This window comes from Vibrio anguillarum (assembly GCF_001989995.2).
GTDB classification, from domain to species: Bacteria; Pseudomonadota; Gammaproteobacteria; order Enterobacterales; family Vibrionaceae; genus Vibrio; species Vibrio anguillarum.
Map to the genome: position 1 here is coordinate 1 of NZ_JAHGUP010000024.1, position 15,596 is coordinate 15,596.

Here is a 15,596-nt window from a genome sequence, read left to right on the forward strand (position 1 = left end):
TGTTGCTGTTGCTGTTGCTGCGCTTTTTTTACGATTTCCAAATTATGCTGAGCATCTTTATGGTTTGGGTCGCGTTTTAACACCTCTTCATACAAGGTTTGGGCCTTTTCCAATTCTCCATTTTGCGCGTAGGCGTTGGCCAAGTTGTATTGCACTCGCGCACTGTCTTGTGGCAGTTGAGAGAGGGTCTCCACCGCTGCATGATATTCCCCAGCCTGATATTGAGCGATGCCTTTCCACTCTAAGTCTGTAAATTGTTCACTGGCCGCTTGATACTCCTTTGCATCAAACGCTTTTTTGGCTTGTTGATTGCTATTTAGCCAAGGTGAAGCCTGTACACTATTGCTGTGCAGTGTAGGGATGAAGAGCAGTAACAAAGAAAAAATGACGCCACGGCGAAACAAAAGCAAACACGGGATAATGAGGAGCAGCACTAACCAATAGCCATTGTTAACGCGCTCTTTCACCCTTTGTTGACTCTTGGTTGTACTGTGTGGTTGTTCGTTTTGGTCTAGTTTAGCGATCATCGCGACATCGCTATTGTCTAAGCTGATTGGTGTAAATAATCCATTTATAGTCTGCGCGAGCGACTGCATATTGGCAAAGTTGGTCTTGGCCACCACTGTCTGCCCTTGTGCATTTTTCAGTAAGCTGCCATCGCTGAGCGTAATGGGTGCCCCCGCTTGTGTGCCAATGCCTAAGATCACCAATTTCCAACGCGTATTGGTAAGCTGTGTTTCAATCTGAGTTTGCTCTTGTGAGTCGATGTCATCGGCCAATAACACAATGTCACCTTGTGCAAGGCCAGCATTTTTCATTATGTCGATGGCTAATTGAACCGCGCGAGCTGCATCTGCGCCGGGGTAGGGCATAATATCGGGCGATAGATTGGGCACTAAGTTGCTTAGGGTTGCGGTGTCGGTGGTTAATGGGCTAACGGTATAGGCATCACCTGCATAGGCGACAAGCCCTGTGCTACCTTCTTGCCATTGCGTGAGTAAGTCGAGCGCTTTATAACGCGCTTGCGTTAAGCGGTTGGGTTTTATATCAGTAGCGTACATCGATAGTGACATGTCCATCACTAATACGCGCGCGTTACTATTGCTGTAACTGGGGCGTGTTTGAGATTCAAAACTCGGACCAGCCAGCGCCAGTACTGCGATCAGCCAACTGATGCCGATGATTACGATGGCCGCGTTATGTTTTTTAGCGTTCAAACCCATCGCCTTAGCCAGATGCGGTGCTATCAAAGAGTGTCGTTTGGCACGCAGAGTGAACCAGCCCAGCAGTAGTGCTAAGGGGAATAGTGCGGTTAACCACCAAGGTGTAAGAAAAACAAACTCAGACATGATTTCTCCTTAGTAGCGCTAAGAGCATAGAAAGCACGAGCGCCATCGCCAACGGATAACCAAACCATTCGCTTTGTGGACGCCAAGTTTGGCTTGCTTGGCTTATGGGTTCTAATTGATTAATGGTGTCGTATATTTTGGCGAGATCTTGGCTATTTCGTGCGCGAAAATATTGGCCGCCAGTCATGGTCGCTATTTGTGTTAACGTCTTCTCATCTAAATCTTCCGCGGTATTGATTTTTCGAGTCATAAAAAACTCTTTGACCATCATTTCGCCCGCGCCAACACCGACTGTGTAAATGGTGGCATTGTATTTTTGGGCAATTTGCGCAGCTTCGATTGGGTCGAGCACGCCAGCGGTATTGCTGCCATCGCTGAGTAAAATCATCACCCGCTGTGGGGCATCACTATCGATAAACGTTTTGGTCGCAAGCCCAATCCCTTCACCAATGGCGGTTTGGGTGCCGATCAGCTTAAGGACGGCTTGATTAAGCTGCTGGCGAATGGTGTTTCTATCCAGAGTCAGAGGCGTTTGTAGATAGGCGTGATCGGCAAATAAGACTAACCCAAGGCGATCACCTTCGCGCTTGTCAATAAAATCAGAGAGCACATTTTTAACGGCGCTCAAACGATCAATGTACTGATCGCCAAGCAGCATATCTTCTTGGCTCATGGAGTAAGAGAGGTCAACCACCAGCATCAGATCTCGGTGTTTGGGCTGAGCAATAACCGGGTCGCCAAACCACACTGGACGGGCTGCGGCGATCAATACTAAGCACCAAATAACGCTTGCAATGATTTTAGCGATGATCTGGTTTGGTGCTTGACGCTGATTATCTTTAGGAAGGTAGGGCAGGTGAATCGCTGCCCTTTCTTTTGCTGGTGGTAAGAATCGATAAACGACCAGCGGGAGTGGCAGTAGACATAGCATCCACCACCATAATAACTCTATATTTGCCAAAGCCTAGCTATCTCCGTTTTTTAGGCGGCAAAGCATCATTAACCCATTGATAGCAGTGATTAATCAGCTCTTGGCTGTTTTCTGTTTTCTGCTTTTGGTATAACGCTTGCTGCCACAATGTTTCATTGGGAACAAAAAGAGGGTAAGAAATTTGTGAATCTAAAAAGGTGTACCACTCTTTGCCGGTAAGATGTGCGATTTCCATACGAGGGTAGTAACAAAGCGCGGCTTGACGAAGTAGCTCAATCGCTGAAGAAGGAGTTAAATGCCCAAATTGGGGGTTGAGTAAACGCAGCGCCGTTTTTTTCGGGGCTAAGCGTTTACGACGCCAACGAATGGCTAACACCAGAATCAGCAGACAGAGCAGTATGCCCGCCGCGCTTGCCCACCATCCCCAAGCCAAGGGAAACCAAGAGGGTAGCTCAGGCAGTTGCATCGCGCTTAAATCTAAAAGTGTAGCTATTGATGATTCCTTCATTCTTTATATCCGGATAGTTGTTGCAACAAAGGTTTCTCACTAGAGAGTGAGGTATAAGAAATTGCCATAGTTTGACTCAATGATTTTAGTTTTTCTTTTTGAGATTCAAAGGCTTTTTTTAACCCTAAGCGCGTACTATTTTTCGAAAAGTTGAGCCAGCTCGTCTGTTGGTCATCGGTTACGCGTTCTACACCGCGAAATTGGGTCTCTCCTTGCTCTAATGGATCGTAAATGTGCACAATTTTTACACGATTATGTCGCTGCAATTGGTTGAGTATTGGTTGTAATGTGGCATTGAAATGGACGAAGTCACTGATCAAAATCACTTCACTGCCTTTAGGGCACAAACGATTCAACGCAGTTAGGCCGCGCTGCATGCTGTGTGATTTCGTTTTATCAAGCTCCAGCAGCTGTTGGTTTTGTAGTGTCACCAACTGTTGCAACAGCTGTAATGGCCCTTTTTGGCGGCTAGTCGGTTTTAACTCAACCAGTGTCGAACCAGTATCAATCACCGCGCCCACTCGGTCCTTATTGGCAATGCTTAACCAACTGAGCAAGCTTGCCATGTGCGCCGCTTGCACTGATTTGAGCATTAACTGCGATCCAAACTGCATAGAGCGGCTCAGATCAACGTAAAGAATGACGGGTTTTTCTCGTTCTTCACTGAACAGTTTGGTATGAGGCTTTCCCGTACGCGCAGTAACGCGCCAGTCGATGGTCCGAATATCATCTCCTGCTTGGTATTGCCTGACTTCAGCAAAGTCCATTCCTCGGCCGAGTTGCTTGCTCTGATGCTGCCCCAATACTTGCGCCCATAAACTTTTAGCAGGTGGCAGCCAGCGAATAGCGTGCTGCTTGTAAGGCAACAGTTCAGCCAATGAAAGTGTGACACCCGTACTAAACGGTGGAAGTGACTCTTGCATAGTAAACCTTAGTCTTAGTGCTAAGCACTACCAACCAGTGAAAGTAAGTGAGTGATAACTTGGTTGGGATGTACGCCCTCAGCCTGTGCTTGGTAGCTCAATAATAACCGGTGGCGCAAAACCGGAAATACCATCGCTTGAACATCTTCAGGGCTGACAAAATCACGCCCACTGAGCCATGCATGAGCGCGAGCGCATCGATCAAGCGCGATGGTTGCTCGCGGGCTGACGCCCATCTCTAGCCATTGTGCCAACGTGGTATCGTAGTCTGCGGGTTTACGTGTTGCCATGATCAGGCGAATAATATATTGCTCAATAGGTTCGGCCATGTGAATGTTCAGCACTGCTTGCCGAGCACTGAAAATATCGCTTTGGCTTAATGTTGGCGGAGAGACTTTCTCAATTCCCTGCGCTTCTCCGCGGTTCAAACGTAAAATGGCGAGTTCATTTTCAGCGTCTGGATAATCAACATTTAAATGCAATAAAAAACGATCCAACTGCGCTTCGGGTAGAGGATAAGTACCCTCTTGCTCGATCGGGTTTTGGGTAGCCATCACTAAAAAAAGTTCAGGTAACGGGTAGGTTTTTCGACCTGCCGTGATCTGTTTTTCGGCCATCGCCTCGAGCATCGCAGCTTGTACTTTGGCTGGAGCGCGGTTGATTTCATCAGCCAATACTAATGAGTTAAAAATCGGGCCCGCTTGAAAAGTGAACTCACCTGTTTCAGGGCGGAAGATATCGGTACCGGTTAAATCGGCGGGGAGCAGATCAGGCGTAAATTGGATTCGATGAAAATCACCTTCTATGCAATCGGCGAGTGATTTCACGGCACGGGTTTTTGCAAGGCCAGGAGGCCCCTCGACCAAAATGTGCCCATCAGCAAGAAGTGCAACTAATAACTGTTTAACCAAACCTGTCTGGCCTATGACTTGCTGATTTAAATAGTGTTGTAGCGATTGAAACGCGTGCGATGGCATTGAATGGGTCTCCTGCTGTTTTGCTGAATTAGTAATTTATTGATTCGAAAAGTTCCATGAAAAGCGTGATGCATCAACTGATTGGCGAATTATTATCCATTTGGCGAAACGAAAGAATGTTTGGTCACCATACTCGACTATGCTTAGGAACAACCATTGTTGGCCATGATCACATTCTACGTGAAGATAAATCGATTCTATCGATAAATTTCTCAAGAGAGAGGGTTTGTTGCCGATACAAAAAAGTTATTCATGACAAGCCAATAATAAAGAGCGCAAATAATGTTCAAACTTAATTCGATGAGTATTAAGCAAAAGGTTGTATTAGGAATTACGTTCGCGGTACTCGCTTCGACGGTTATCGTTGGTGTAATGGCGCAGCGTCAAGCACGAGAGGTACTGGAGCACCGATTAATTGATATCGAACTTCCCTCGTTACTTGATCAAATCAGTAGCCAGATAGATCGAGAAGTATCGCAATTGCTCTTTTCTGCTGAGCAACTAGCCAATAATGAATTTATCAAGCAAGCCGTTCAGACGACCGATATTAATGCTGACGCTGAGGCGATGCTGATTAAGCAGCTCAATAATGTACGCGATCAATATTCGTTAAATGATGCTTCTGTGGCTAACCGAAAAACGGCGTATTACTGGAACCAAAATGGTTTTCTGCGTCAGCTTAATCAACAGCAAGATGGCTGGTTTTTTGGTTTTACGCAATCGGGACAAAAGACCATGGTCAGTATGTTCCAAGAGGCAAGTGGCGAAGTAAAAATGTTTGCCAACTACCAAAATGTCAGTGGCGATACGATGTCTGGTTTGTCGAAATCAATGGATGACATGGTGAACCTGCTCAATGGATTTAAAATCGAGGACACAGGTTTTGTCTTTTTGACCAACTCGAAAGGGGAAGTGCAAATCCATCGCCAAAAAGAGAAAGCTAAAGCCTCATTAACACAATTGTACGGCTCAAACGCAAACCAACTATTGAATAAAAGCCGCTTCAACCTGATTTCGACAACCTATCAAAACCAAGATGTTTTTGTCGCTAGTGTCTACGTGAAATCGATGGACTGGTTTGTGATTGGTTCAGTACCTGTGTCGGAAGTCTTCGCAGAATTAAATGCCGTTGCGCAAAAAATGTTGTTCACAACCTTAGCTGTGGCGGGTTTATTTATTTTGATGGGTCTTTTTCTCGCTAATAGTATTGCCAACCCAATTAAACAGATTGCACAACGCTTTACCGATTTAGGTAAAGGCGATGGTGATTTATCGCAACGGATTGAGGTATTGGGCCGCGATGAAATCGCTCAATTATCAGCGGGCTTCAACGGTTTTATTGAGAAGATTCATCAATCGATGAAAGAAGTTGCTTCTACCAGTCATGCATTGCAGTCGGCGGCGGGTCGGGTGTCGGAAAAATCGACGCGAACTCATGACAATAGCCAAGAACAGCGTGACCAAACTATACAAGTGGTGGCGGCGATCAATCAAATGGGGGCGACTATCAGTGAAATTGCTTCTAACGCGGCGACGGCAGCTGAAACAGCAAATCACGCGGCTGATAACACTGAAGTAGGACGTGAAGTGGTAAGCAAAGCCAAAGATGCCATCAGTCGTTTAGCCGCGGATATCGAAAATACGGGTAAAGTGGTGGAGCAGCTAGCATCGACCACTCAAGATATTGGCTCTATTTTAGGTGTTATCCGTGGTATTTCTGAACAAACCAACTTGCTGGCATTAAACGCTGCAATTGAAGCGGCGAGAGCTGGAGAGCAAGGTCGAGGTTTTGCTGTGGTGGCAGACGAAGTGCGCAATTTGGCCAGCCGCACGGCCTCTTCAACGGAAGAAATTCAAAAGATGATCAATCAATTACAAAACGATGTAAAAGATGCGGTCTCGGCGATGTCTTCTGGTAAGGCTGTTACACAGGAAGGGGTTGACGCTTCCGATGAAGCGGTGAACGTTTTAGTGAATATTTCAGAGCGGATCCACGATATTTCCGATCGCAACACGCAGGTTGCCACGGCAACTGAAGAGCAATCAACGGTGGTGCACACAATCAATCAAAATATTGAAGAGATCAACGCCATCAATGAAGTGACCACCAGCACCGCAGAAGAGTTGGCAGAAGCGAGCCAAGAGCTGCGTGATCTGTCTGGCCGTTTAGATAAAATGGTGGGTAGCTTTAAGCTCTAGAATCATGAGGGGGAAATCGGTACACTTCCCCCATTACGTTTATGTTTAGGTAAGTAAAATGAGTGATTTCGAAAAAGAGTTAGCACAATTGTCACAACAGGTGGCGGGTGAACCTGAAGTGAAACTGCCTTCGTTGGAAGAGCAAAAAGCGATTGTGGCTGAACTTAAGCAGCTAGAAGCGGAAGGCAAGCTGACGCCAGAAGTGCTGGAAAAGCATTTTGGACAGTTCTTTACAGAAACGGATACTCCCGTCCATTAATTCAAACCCACTTTATTTAATTTAGAGCACACAAGTTTATTTAGAGTACACAATAGTATTTAGAGTACACAATAGTATTTAGGGCACACAGTAGTGGTGCCCTTTTTTATCAGAAAACGTTATTGAGTCATAGGAAGCTGTTGCGCGATATCTTCGAGTGCCTGTTGAAGGATCTCTGTCGTTTGCGCGCCTGAGATAAGATGGCGTTGCTCAATGATCAAGGCTGGCACAGCTTGAATTCCTGCCTCTAACCACTGTTGCTCTGTGACAGAAACGGTTTTCGCCCACGACTCATCAGTTAAAACTGCGCGGCAGATTTCTCTGTCTAAACCAAGGCTCTGTACTAGGTCGAGCAAGACATCATCGTCATCTAAGGCTTGCCCGAAAGTGAAATAAGCACGAAATAGTGCCATTTCCAGCTCTAATTGTTTTCCTTGGCTATTCGCCCACATTAATAATTGATGTGCTTTACGGGTATTATAAATACGCATGTCGTCACTGAAATTGAATTGAAAGCCGACTTCTTGCCCTAGGGCGCTGAGGGTTTGGCGTGCTTGTAAACTTGCTTCTATCGACGTGCCATATTTTTTGGCTAAATGTTGCTGTAGGTGTTCACCACCTATAGGCATAGCAGGGTTGAGTTCAAAAGGGTGCCAATGGATGTCTGCATCGATCGTATCGCTGAGAGCCAGCAGCGCTTGCTCTAACCGCTTATAGCCAATGATGCACCAAGGGCAGACAACATCTGACACGATATCAATGCGTAGTTTTTTCATTTTCTTCCCTACCGCGATTGGCAATTCACTGACCTTAATTATAGCGAGATTATCAGCATAAACTGTGACTTGTTGTGTAGCCCTTTGGAAAGCTAGGCGCTTTTTTATCGCTCTACGCCTTTTCTCTCATACAAACAATATTGCAATAAGGCTGATGGAATTGCTGAAACGCTCTCTATACTCTAAAAACGTTAAATGCAGAGAATTAAACTGCGCTTTGAGAAACAAGTGACGTATTGTGAGGTTTCGCCTCTTTCAACTTGTGAGTTAACCATGATGAACAGGGACATTGACGTATGACAAATGTTCAACCAACCGATGTGATTTTGCATGCTTTTGATTGGCCGTATCGTTTAGTCGCTGAGCGTGCAGAGCAAATTTTCCAACTGGGTTATAAAACGGTGTTGATTTCACCGCCGATGAAATCGTTCAAAACCGCTCAAGGTACAAAATGGTGGCAACGTTACCAGCCGCAAGATTATCGCATCATTGATAATCAACTGGGCAATACCCATGATTTTAAACAGATGGTTGAAACCTTAACCGCATTAGGCTTGCGAATTTATGCCGATGTGGTGTTCAACCATATGGCCAACGAATCCAAATTGCGTTTGGATTTACAATACCCGAGCGCACAAGACTTAGCTTCCTACCAGAATAAAAGCGATGAGTACCAAGCGCTGCGCCTCTTTGGTGATCTGACCCAGCCACTCTTTGATAAAGATGACTTTGTGGAAGCGTTTGGCATAAAAGATTGGAAGGATCGTTGGCAAGTGCAAAATGGCCGCATTACTGGAGGGGCGCATGATCCGGGCCTACCCACGTTGCGTGATAATGAACATGTGGTTGTACAACAACAGGCTTATTTAAGGGCGTTGAAAGCGTTAGGAGTCAAAGGATTTCGAATTGATGCTGCTAAGCATATGTCTATTGAGCATTTGAAGAAAGTATGGGCCGATGACATTACGCAAGGCATGCATATTTTTGGCGAGATCATTACTGATGGCGGTGCAACCAAAGAAGAGTACCAACTTTTTCTAGAGCCTTATCTGCAAGAAACCAAGTTGGGTGCTTATGATTTCCCACTATTTCAAACGGTATACGATGCGTTACAAACAAAAGGTAGCCTGAAATGGCTGATTGACCCTTATTGTTTTGGTCAGGCGCTTTCCAACAACCGAGCGATTACGTTCACCATTACGCATGATATCCCCAACAACGCTGTGTTTGCCGACCTAGTCATGGATGAAGCCTTAGAAAATATCGCCTACAGCTACATTCTTGGTCGCGATGGGGGAGTGCCATTAATTTACACCGATTTAAACACCAGTGGCATTCTGAACCATGCTGGTCTTCCGCGCTGGCAAGAGGCATGGTGTTCGCCACAAATGGCGGCGTGTATTGCTTTTCATAATAAAATGCATGCGTTGCCAATGAAAACGCTAGAAGCGAGTGATGACTTGTTAGTGTTCAGCCGCGGTAAGGAAGGGATAGTGGTTTTGAACAAATCTCAACGCAGTCAGCGCGTTGAAATTGGTTGGGCAAATCCAATGGTAGAATTGTTTACGAAGCAGCAGTATCAACCCAATAACCAAAAGATTGTCATGGATATCGCCGCTCGTTCTAGCGCCATGCTTTGTCGGCTATCAAATGTCTGATGGTGAATAAAACGGTGAGTCGTTAGAAAAGTAAAGGCGCGTAATCAGCGCCTTTACTGGTCTACCCAGTTGCTGCGGTAGAGGATTAAACGATAAATTTATTCAATATAGCATCTTGTTCTCTGATATTTTCGGTTTGAGCTTGCATGGCGATATTGGCATTGTCAGCGGCGTCTGCAACTTGAACGGAAAGATCTTTGATCTTAACCGTGTTGTTGTTGATCTCTTCTGCTACCAAGCTTTGTTCTTCGGCTGCCGAAGCTATTTGGATATTCATATCACTAATTTGCTGAATAGCATCGCGGATTTTCAGCAGAGCATTATTCGCTTCTTCGGCACGATTGACCGCCTCAGCTGCCGTTGTTTTACTCTGATTCATCGCATTGGCAACAGACGTAGCGCTCGACTGCAACTTCTCAATCATATTACGGATCTCCGTCGTGGATTGCTGCGTTCTTTGCGCCAGCGTACGCACTTCGTCTGCAACGACCGCAAAGCCTCGGCCTGACTCTCCAGCCCGAGCCGCCTCTATCGCCGCGTTTAGTGCCAGCAAGTTGGTTTGGTCGGCAATGTCGTTGATCACTTTCAAAATGGTTTCGATGTTTGCCGTTGCATTTTCTAGTGCACTTACCTCTGTTACTGCTTCATCAATACGCGTCGAAAGATTATCGATCGCTTGCGTGGTTTGGGTCACAACATTGGTACCAAATTCTGTCGCATCATCAGCATCTTTTGCCGCCGATGCCGCGCCTTGCGCGTTGTTGGCGACATCGCCAGAAGTGGTGGCCATCTCATGCATGGCCGTAGCTAATTGCTCAAGTTCATGCAGTTGATCACGCATCGCTTCGGCCGATTCTTGCAACCCCATCGAGGTCATTTCCGAACCGCGTAAAATTTCTGAACCGATGGCTTTAGACTGGGTAATTTGTTGTTGTAAGGCTTCAGTAAAGGTATTGAAACCGACCGCTAATACCGAGAATTCTTTATCCGTGTCGGTGGCTAAGCGTTGGGTTAAGTCACCACTACCAGAGGCAACGTTCTGTATTGCATTATTGAGTGCATCAAGCGGTTTCATCAACAGACGGATAAGCACAAGCAGTATCGTAATACTGAAGACTAAAGCGATTAACGTATAGATGATCGAACTGTTGCGCAGTGTTGCTAAAGACGCATAGGCGATCTCTTCATCCAAAACGACACCGACGTACCAGTCCTCTCCAGGGACTTTTGAAAAATCTAGTGTGTAGTGTTTGCTATCGATCAGCACTTGTTTAGGCTCTTCGACGATAACGGCATTGCCTAAGTATTCTTTCATTGGCTTGCCGTTCATCTCTGCTCGAGGGTGGGCTATGGTTGTGCCATCGGATGAAACAATAAACACATAGCCTGCATCAAATAATTTTACGGTGTTGACCAATTCTGCTAACCCAGCAAGGCTAACATCGTAGAAAATGGCGCCGATAAATTTGCCGTTATCTTTAACTGGGGTAGCAATAGACACCAATATTTCATTCGTGGCAGAGTCGGCGTAAGGCGCAGTAATAATCAGTTTGTCGGCATTTTTTGCATCAATATACCAAGGGCGCACGCGTGGATTCCATGATGCGCCTGGGTTCCAAGTAGGATCATTACTGATGTAAGAGCCATCACTCTCAAAACCGACCCCAGCCAGTAAAAAAGTTTGTTTGACAATCGGCCTTGTGATGACCTTAGACATACTTTCTCGGTTAATGTCGACTTCCAACATGCTGGTGGCGTAAGCGGCAATGGCCTTGCGGCTATTGATCTCTGCACCAGCTGTATTGCTAACCCCATCCACTATTTCAGTTACACTCGCTTCAACTTGTGACTTCACTTCTTTTTGGACGGTGAAGTATTGTTGTATCGTCAGCAGAGTAACGGTGACCAACAGCAGCAAAGATGACGCCGCGACGATCTTATGGCTGAATTTCATGGCAATCCCTTCCATCAATAAATATTAATAAATGTATAGTTAGGGATTGATCATTCAGCCAGTAAACAATCCATTTTTAAGCGAAAAATTACAAATTTCGCCCGAGAACTAAAAGCGCAAGTTGTTGGCACTCTTGTTCATTTCCTTGGAAAAGCTCATCGACGATTTGGTTCAGCTTGATGCCAGACAGTTTGCGCTTTTGTGCCTCACGAACACGTAGTGCTATTTGACATTCAATTGGTAGCTCACTTACTTGATGTGGTTGCCACGCTGATAGTTTTTCGCTGAAGTTGTTTAACGATAATTTGGGTTTAAAATGCGTGGCTTCACTTTTTAGTACATGAAGAAGGTGCGAATAGATTTCATCGTTAGGTTGACATTGACTCAGGTGATCACAAGCGGCTTGGCTCAGTTCAGATAAGGTAACGTAACCCGCTTGATGGGAAAAATCGGCGGTTAAACGTACTGAAAAATCGACACGCTGCCACTGCGTATTAGGAAAAATAGTCAGCGAGCATAAACAGTCAAAAGGGATCCAAAAACTCTGCTTTGCTTCAACTGAATATTCATGTTTGCCAAGTTTACACAGTACTAATCCGCTCATTACTCGAATCAAACTGTGTTTGATGACTTTCTTGCGAGGGGTGACAACTAAGTTAGCAGACAGTAAGGCTTCAAATTGAATCGCGTAGTTCATGGTACTTCTCACTGATTTTGGGGCGCTAAGAGTACCTTGTCTCACAGAAAATGCCAAATATGCGAACTAAAATCACCTTATTCTGGTCTGACCTTAGTGAATCTGTTACGACTGTAGCTGCGAGCTACGTCAACTATGCGTAGAATGAGCCAGCTTTTTATTTGATGTATGAATATATGACCACCACAACTGATCCTTATGTAGATATCCGTCCTTACAACGACGATGAGATTCCAGCGGCTATTGACCGTTTAATCAATGATGAAGAATTTATCTCAGCTATTTTGCAACATCGTTTTGATAAACGATCTGCTTGGCTAAAATCGATACTGAGCCCTTTTGTAAAAGCATACTTAAAGTTTAAATGGGCCAAACTCACGTCCGTGGAAGCAATCCAACTTGAAGTGAAGAAATACCTCACGAAAACGCTAGAATCAACGACACAAGGTGTCACCTTCAGTGGTCTCGATAAATTGGATAAACAGACGGCTTATTTATTTATTTCGAACCACCGTGATATCGCGATGGACCCAGCATTAGTCAATTATGGCCTGTATACGTCTGGTCACAAAACTGTGCGTATTGCGATCGGTGATAACTTATTGAAAAAGCCTTGTACCACAGAGCTGATGCGTCTTAATAAGAGCTTTATTGTGAAACGCTCAGCTAAAGGTCCGCGTGAGATGATGAAAGCGCTCAGTACCTTATCTGCCTACATTAAACACTCACTTGAAACTGGAAATTCTATCTGGATAGCGCAAAAAGAGGGGCGAGCAAAAGATGGCAACGATTTTACCGATCCGGCCATTTTGAAAATGTTCCATGTGGAAGGGCGCAAGCAGAAAATAGAGTTTGCTCAGTATATTCAATCGCTCAAAATTGTCCCGGTCGCGATTTCATATGAAAATGATCCGTGTGATACGGCCAAAGCGTGTGAGTTATATGAAAAAGCGACGCATGGGCGTTATGAAAAAGGGGAATTTGAAGATATTGAAAGCATTGTCCAAGGTATTGTCGGTGAGAAAGGCCGAGTACATGTTGGCTTTGGTGAAGTGATTACTCAAGCATTTGAAACGCCAGAAGCATTGGCGCAAGAGATTGATCGCCAAATTCACGCAAACTACAAATTATTCCCGATCAATAAGTTAGCGGCTGGGATAGAAAGTAGTGATATCACGCCAGATATCCGCGCTCACTTAGAAAGCAAGCTGACCCAAATCCCTGAAGGGGCACAGCGCTATTTACTCGATAGCTACGCCAACCCAGTAAAGAATCAGCAATAATCATTAAACGATGAAGAGAGGGGCTCACGGCTTCTTCTCTTCTTTTTTCTAGCCTATCTTGCGACCGCGCCGCCAAGGGTCAGTTTGCTTGGCCATTTACTGATGACATTACCTCCCAAATAAATATTGCCATTGACGGTCATCGTGTCAGGAAATTCGGTGATTTTGGAACCTCCAATAAACAAACTCCCTTCCACGACTAAACCTTCGGGCAATTGGGTTAATGGCGTTCGAATTACGCTCAAATCTCCCTTGACTAAGAGATTCGCAGGCAGCGTTTCAAGCGGTGTATCCGTGAAATTCAGGTAACCACCGACCTTGATTCTCATTGGCCACGATTTGATTTTACTACCCAGTAAGTTCGCATAACCACGAATGGTGGTACCTTTTGGAATATTCTCTAGCAAGCTATTAGATGCTTCTAAACTACCCTGCACATTCAAGCCCTTAGGCAGGGATTTTATCGATGTCTTAGCAATATTTAGGTTGCCTTTAAGCGTGAGATTTTCGGGCAATGTTGTGTAGGGTTTATTACGCAAATAGAGATTGCCGTAATTATCAAGGTGGTTAAGAATTTGATATTGATCGAGCGGCTGTGACCATGCACAAGAGGCATAGAGAAGGTTGCATAATGTTAGTAAAAGCGAAAACTTATTCATAAAGCCTGCAGATGAAGACACGATACCTAGAGTATCGGCAGATTACGGTTAAGCTTCAATAATGCATTGCCTAGGATGAGAAAGCAAAGTGCTTGGGCGATAAAAAAGCGAGCCATGATTAGGCCCGCTAAGAGCAATTAGATTAACGAGCCAAAGAGCGCGACTTCAGTTCAAAAATAAGTTTTTCGGCACTGACTTCAAATTTGAAACGTGCATGCAATTCAGTAGAGTTATCATCTAACGGTGAAACTTCAAACTCAACATTATCTGAAACCTGTTTGGCAAGAGCGAGGTACTTCTCAAATTCAGCTTCTAGCTGAGCTTTGTTGGGAGCCATGACCATCACTTCGGCAACTTCATCACCTTCTTTGATAATAAAGCCAATTTCGCCAGCGCAGCCACATGCTTCGCAGACTTGGATATCAACGTCTTTTTCGATCCTCATTGTGAATCCTCTTAGTAAATGTATGGACATTCTAACGGGCAAATCGTTTATCAGCCACAAAAAGCCAATCAGGTTTGGGGTAAATCGCGTCTTATTTTGGTTGTTCGAAAGTTTTTAGCCATCGTTATGAATTAATGAGTGTGATACTGCTCAAATAATCACTAGTTTTTGTGTCATAAATTTGTCAGAACAGTGTTCAGTTCGTTGCGAATTGTTGATGATTGTAAGATTATTCGGTTGAAACAATTATTAATATTATAAATTGCGCTTCATCCATTAGTGGTGATGACTAATAAACTGGAAATTTAAGTTTTATTAGTGATAGCTAAAGGAGTGACAGTAACAAGCCAGTAGATAACGCTTTTAACAAGATAATTCTGGTTTGAATTTACTGTTTTAAAGGATGGTTTTTTAGACAGAAAATGCCATACCACGAGGGGTGATTCGCGAAACGGCACTATCATCGCAATTGAGTTAGATGGATTAATAAAAAAGAGAAGAGTCTGGACCATGCCAAAGCGTAGTAAAGAAGATACTGAAATCACCATTCAGAGAATAATGGATGCTGTTGTCGATCAGCTATTGAGACTGGGTTACGACAAAATGTCGTATACCACGTTGAGTCAGCAAACAGGGGTTTCACGAACGGGGATTAGCCACCATTTTCCAAAGAAAACCGATTTTACGGCCGCTTTAGATGGGCGGATTTTTAAGCTGTTTGTTGAGCATTTAGATTTTGAAAATGACCTTTCAAGCTTTTCAAATAGCTGGATAAATGCGCTGGAAAATGCACAATTTTTGGCTATTTTGCGTTTATTATTTCATCATGTTGTGACGACTGAAAATGCGGATGAATTTGCAGCAAACGGTGTCGATCGGTTATACAAAACGGTGGCTGTACAGTTTGGCAAAGAGAGCGCAAGGGAGCTTGAGTGGCTGATTGGTAAATCACTGATCAAAATGAGTCAATAATTTGGC

At 44.6% G+C, this 15,596-nt stretch carries 15 protein-coding genes; 5 read left to right on the forward strand and 10 right to left on the reverse strand.

Features of this window, described 5'->3' with window-relative positions; genetic code table 11:
* The 5 genes from PL85_RS05710 to PL85_RS05730 all read right to left on the reverse strand — a co-directional run.
* Window positions 1-1,349, reverse strand: a 1,349-nt coding sequence (locus PL85_RS05710) for a vWA domain-containing protein (RefSeq protein ID WP_215809349.1), incomplete at its 3' end; no start/stop codon positions are given.
* Entirely contained in the window at window positions 1,342-2,310 is a 969-nt protein-coding gene (locus tag PL85_RS05715; RefSeq protein WP_115340275.1) for a vWA domain-containing protein, read from the reverse strand. The genes PL85_RS05715 and PL85_RS05710, both read right to left, overlap by 8 nt.
* Window positions 2,311-2,317: 7 nt before the next feature.
* Window positions 2,318-2,788 carry a DUF4381 domain-containing protein gene (locus PL85_RS05720; protein WP_013867999.1) on the reverse strand — a complete coding sequence of 157 codons (471 nt, stop codon included), beginning with the start codon at window positions 2,786-2,788 and terminating at the stop codon, window positions 2,318-2,320.
* Window positions 2,785-3,711 (reverse strand): DUF58 domain-containing protein, encoded by a 927-nt coding sequence (locus PL85_RS05725; protein WP_017048975.1) that lies wholly within the window; start codon window positions 3,709-3,711, stop codon window positions 2,785-2,787. The genes PL85_RS05720 and PL85_RS05725 overlap by 4 nt, the downstream gene beginning before the upstream one ends.
* A gap of 20 nt (window positions 3,712-3,731) precedes the next feature.
* Window positions 3,732-4,688 carry an AAA family ATPase gene (locus tag PL85_RS05730; RefSeq protein WP_017044390.1) on the reverse strand — a complete coding sequence of 319 codons (957 nt, stop codon included), beginning with the start codon at window positions 4,686-4,688 and terminating at the stop codon, window positions 3,732-3,734.
* A 282-nt stretch (window positions 4,689-4,970) separates the two neighbouring features.
* Here PL85_RS05730 and PL85_RS05735 point away from each other — a divergent pair, with 282 nt between their 5' ends.
* Window positions 4,971-6,887 carry a methyl-accepting chemotaxis protein gene (locus PL85_RS05735; RefSeq protein WP_088721560.1) on the forward strand — a complete coding sequence of 639 codons (1,917 nt, stop codon included), beginning with the start codon at window positions 4,971-4,973 and terminating at the stop codon, window positions 6,885-6,887.
* A 58-nt stretch (window positions 6,888-6,945) separates the two neighbouring features.
* Entirely contained in the window at window positions 6,946-7,146 is a 201-nt protein-coding gene (locus tag PL85_RS05740) for a restriction endonuclease subunit S (RefSeq protein WP_013867995.1), read from the forward strand.
* Between the two features lie 119 nt (window positions 7,147-7,265).
* On the opposite strand, the gene PL85_RS05745 is transcribed toward PL85_RS05740, so the two are convergent.
* Window positions 7,266-7,946, reverse strand: a complete 681-nt coding sequence (locus PL85_RS05745; RefSeq protein ID WP_013867994.1) for a DsbA family oxidoreductase — start codon at window positions 7,944-7,946, stop codon at window positions 7,266-7,268.
* Window positions 7,947-8,218: 272 nt separating this feature from the next.
* Between PL85_RS05745 and PL85_RS05750 the strand changes: the two genes are divergently transcribed.
* Window positions 8,219-9,580 (forward strand): alpha-amylase family protein, encoded by a 1,362-nt coding sequence (locus PL85_RS05750; RefSeq protein ID WP_115340274.1) that lies wholly within the window; start codon window positions 8,219-8,221, stop codon window positions 9,578-9,580.
* An 85-nt stretch (window positions 9,581-9,665) separates the two neighbouring features.
* Here PL85_RS05750 and PL85_RS05755 read toward each other — a convergent pair whose 3' ends face one another.
* On the reverse strand, window positions 9,666-11,534 hold the full coding sequence (locus tag PL85_RS05755; RefSeq protein WP_115340351.1) for a methyl-accepting chemotaxis protein: 1,869 nt from the start codon (window positions 11,532-11,534) through the stop codon (window positions 9,666-9,668).
* A gap of 88 nt (window positions 11,535-11,622) precedes the next feature.
* Window positions 11,623-12,231 (reverse strand): hypothetical protein, encoded by a 609-nt coding sequence (locus tag PL85_RS05760; RefSeq protein WP_017043337.1) that lies wholly within the window; start codon window positions 12,229-12,231, stop codon window positions 11,623-11,625.
* Between the two features lie 176 nt (window positions 12,232-12,407).
* On the opposite strand from PL85_RS05760, the gene PL85_RS05765 reads away from it, so the two are divergent.
* Window positions 12,408-13,514 carry a 1-acyl-sn-glycerol-3-phosphate acyltransferase gene (locus tag PL85_RS05765; protein ID WP_174223881.1) on the forward strand — a complete coding sequence of 369 codons (1,107 nt, stop codon included), beginning with the start codon at window positions 12,408-12,410 and terminating at the stop codon, window positions 13,512-13,514.
* Window positions 13,515-13,567: 53 nt separating this feature from the next.
* Here the strand turns inward: PL85_RS05765 and PL85_RS05770 are convergent, their stop codons facing one another.
* Both PL85_RS05770 and PL85_RS05775 read right to left on the reverse strand, forming a co-directional pair.
* Window positions 13,568-14,194: a hypothetical protein gene (locus PL85_RS05770; RefSeq protein ID WP_013867989.1), complete on the reverse strand. Its 627-nt coding sequence runs from the start codon at window positions 14,192-14,194 to the stop codon at window positions 13,568-13,570.
* A gap of 121 nt (window positions 14,195-14,315) precedes the next feature.
* Window positions 14,316-14,618 (reverse strand): YfcZ/YiiS family protein, encoded by a 303-nt coding sequence (locus PL85_RS05775; protein WP_115340272.1) that lies wholly within the window; start codon window positions 14,616-14,618, stop codon window positions 14,316-14,318.
* Window positions 14,619-15,128: 510 nt separating this feature from the next.
* Between PL85_RS05775 and PL85_RS05780 the strand changes: the two genes are divergently transcribed.
* Window positions 15,129-15,590 carry a TetR/AcrR family transcriptional regulator gene (locus PL85_RS05780; protein ID WP_013867986.1) on the forward strand — a complete coding sequence of 154 codons (462 nt, stop codon included), beginning with the start codon at window positions 15,129-15,131 and terminating at the stop codon, window positions 15,588-15,590.
* Window positions 15,591-15,596 lie beyond the last annotated feature (6 nt).